Source organism: Microcoleus sp. LEGE 07076, assembly GCF_015207455.1.
Lineage (GTDB): Bacteria > Cyanobacteriota > Cyanobacteriia > Cyanobacteriales > Microcoleaceae > Microcoleus.
Window position 1 is genome coordinate 1 of sequence record NZ_JADEWV010000367.1, and the last position, 3,416, is coordinate 3,416.

Sequence of the window (3,416 nt, forward strand, 5' to 3'; positions counted from 1 at the left end):
GCCCTCGACAGCGCCAAGTACGCAGAGGAGCTCAATTTTGTCAAAGAACTCGGCAAAAGCGATAGTCTGACGCGCACCCCAGACCAAACAGCGATCGCCAAATTTTGGGCCAACGGCGCTGGGACGTTTACGCCACCGGGCCACTGGAACCAAATCGCCGAAGAAGTATCGGCCCTGGTCGGCACCTCCCTGGAAGATAGCGCCCGCCTGTTCGCCCTGCTAAATATTGCCTCAGCAGATGCAGCTATTAGCTCCTGGGATGCCAAGTATCAGTACGACTTCTGGCGGCCGATGACAGCTATTGTGCAAGCTGACAGAGATAACAATCCCAACACGACAGCCGACCCCCAGTGGCAGCCCATCCTAGAAAATCCGCCTTTCCCGGAATATACGTCAGGACACAGTACCTTTAGCGGTGCGGCCGATGCTGTTATGAGTTCTGTATTCGGTTCGGATTTTGGGTTTGGCGACAGTGGAGACAGCTCTATCAACAGTTTGCGAACTTATCAAAACTTCACGGAAGCGGCGGACGAATCGGGGATGAGCCGTATTTACGGAGGCATTCATTTCATGAGTTCTAACCTAGACGGTTTGAGTTCTGGGAGAAATGTGGGGAATTATGTTGTTGAGAATTTCTTAGTGTAGGAAAGAGGCAATTTGAGAGCGGTTTATAGTGCGGATATCTTGCACAATTCTCAATAAACGGCTTTTTTATCTGTCAGGGCGCATTTACTAGATTATGGTCGTTAGGTAATTATTGTTGGCAAAACCTGCCCGTACTGCAGGCATGAGTTTTTACATTATTTTTCGTTTCGTTTATTCGAGCAATTCCACAGTGCCGAGATATCCGTCTACCCGCACTTTTTGACCGTCTCGCAGGCGAGTTGTAGCTTCTGGAATATTCATAACTGCCGGAATTTTGTACTCGCGAGCGATAATTGCTCCGTGAGATAGTTGTCCGCCAACTTCAGATATAATTGCTGTTGCTCCTAACAGCAGCGGTGCCCAACCTGCGTCGGTGTAGGGGACTACAACGATCGCACTTTCTCCTAAATCTGCTGTGGCGGTGCGGCAAATCTTGACAAAACCTTCGACGCAGCCGATACTTGCGGGAATTCCTTGCATAATGGCAGTTGCGGATGTTGCCGAGTCGATCGACCTTTGCTGAGAATTTGGCAGCAAATTTCCGTAGACTACACTCGGAATCGGGCGATCGCGATCGGCTAACAGGCGATCGCGCCTTTGCCTAATTGTATCCTGAAAACAAACATTTACGCCGCTGCGAATCCACTGCTGAATCTCCCCAAATTCCAAATAAAAAATATCCCCAGCTTCCGCAAATACTTCCATCGCCAATCCCCAAGCTTCAATCTCCAAAAAAGTCCAGCGCAAATCCGCCAACAACCGGGCGTAGACTTGGCTAATTTCATTTTTAACTCTAGCTCTTTCCTGACATTTATCTAATCGCCATTTCTGCCAAAAACTCAAGCCTACTTTTCGAGTTTCGTCTAAATTAGTTACACCAGATTTTTGAGCCATAGTTACGATTAACTTTTGGTAAATTTCCGGTTGTTCGCGCCAAGTAACAACAGCGATATCCGTACCCACTTCGCTCAAATATCCGTAAGTATCAAGCCACTCTCCAAATTCCGCTTGCAGCGCCGAACTTTCAGCAAATATCTGTGTTAATTCGGCCGTTGAAATAGTCTCGTCCGATTGCGAAATCGCAGCTTCTCGCAACTTTTTTGCTAACTGCTGCAAAGCCCGTACCGATGCGATTTCCGGTGCATTATCATTGTCCAACCATTCATCAGAAACGCGAAAAATTGCCTTGCGAATTGCTAGCCCGATCGGCCCCAAAATATTGTAGTAAGTAATCGGTTTCAGCCACTCCTGAATTTGCTCTGCTCTTTTTAACAACTCCGACAAATATTGATAATTGGGAATTGGGAATTGGGAATTGGGAATTGGGAATTGGGAATTGGGAATTGGGAATTGGGAATTGTTACTATTGCCAACTGCCAACTGCCAACTGCCAACTGACTTCTCCAGACTTTGGAGTGCAGGGAGGAAAATAGAAGTGCGATCGCACTCAAAACCTGCATTCAGCGCCCTCTCCCGCTGCACCAAACGCCACAAACCCGGCAAAGAAGGCAAAATCTTCCCCAAAGGCGGTTTACCCATCTTCTGCCCTCTGAGCAAAAATTCCAAACCCTGCTCCGGCAATCCCATCATCCGAAAAATCTCGCCCAACAAAGTCGCGTTAAAATAGGCGTGAGAACCAAGCAAAGTTGCTGTTTCGTTAAAATTTAAATTAGCCGCGCGATCGCCCAAAACCACCTGAAAAATCTCTCCCCAAACCCCACAAGTCAGCGGCCGATTAATCGACCAAGTTAGCGGGCGAATTGCACCGGGAATCACTTCTGCCGCAATAGTCCGCGTCCAAATTGGCTGCAAATTAGTAATCGGGCGGCTTTGCAAAATCCAAACTTTTTCCCCGTCCCAACTCCACTCAATATCCTGCGGTATGCCGTGAAAAAAAGCTTCGATAGCTTGCGCTTCTTTGACTAATTCAGCTATAATTTTTTTGTCAATAATTGAACTAATTTCAATTTCGCTTAAATTTTGTTCTAAAGTTTGAGGCTGGGTAAAATCAACTTCCAAATGAACCGGAGTAACTTGTCCGCCGACAACAGATTCAGCACCTCCCGGCAAAGCTTCAATAATTATCTGGGAACCGCCATCTAAAGGATTGCGGCTGAACATAACTCCCGCAACTTTGCCCTGAATATAAGGCTGAATCAACACAGCCATTTGAGTGTCGGGGAGTTGTCGCTGGCGGCGGTAAGCCACAGCTTCGGAAGTCCAATAAGACTGGCGGCAGCGGTTAATGCCGTCGAGCAATTCTGCTTCAGTCAAAACAGGCCCGATGGTTTGATATTGTCCGGCGGCGGAACTAAAATCCCCATCTTCTCCCGCAGCGGAAGAGCGCACAATCATCCGGTTTGGGATTTTTGCTTTGAGGTTTTGGATGACAGAATTACTGATTGAAGGGCGATCGGCATTTTCCTCATTCCCTCTTCCCTCTTCCCTCTTCCCTCTTCCTTCTTGCCTCTTCCCTCTTCCTTCTTCCTTCGATGGCAATATCCAACCATCAGGCACATTAAAACCAGCGCGTTTTAGCTGAGACAACTTAGCAGCTTTATCGCCGCAGATTGCAGCATCTAACGAGTCATCTAGAGAAAACAATTGTTCCGATTTAGATAAAGCCATATCATCACCCTGACGGATATTAATCCCTGCTAACAACAAAGCCAATCCTGCTGCTGCTAAAAATTCGGGCATTGATTGTCGCCACACCCAAACCCAGATGGGAGTGCACAGACACCCGCAGCGGGAAGCAAACAGTCTCGCCC

At 47.7% G+C, this 3,416-nt stretch carries 2 protein-coding genes; one reads left to right on the forward strand and one right to left on the reverse strand.

Features of this window, described 5'->3' with window-relative positions:
* The coding region (locus IQ270_RS29105) for a vanadium-dependent haloperoxidase (protein ID WP_193976592.1) at positions 1-645 on the forward strand (645 nt) is incomplete at its 5' end.
* Between the two features lie 171 nt (positions 646-816).
* Here IQ270_RS29105 and IQ270_RS29110 read toward each other — a convergent pair.
* Positions 817-3,416: PEP/pyruvate-binding domain-containing protein (locus IQ270_RS29110; protein ID WP_193976593.1), on the reverse strand; the 2,600-nt coding region annotated here is incomplete at its 5' end.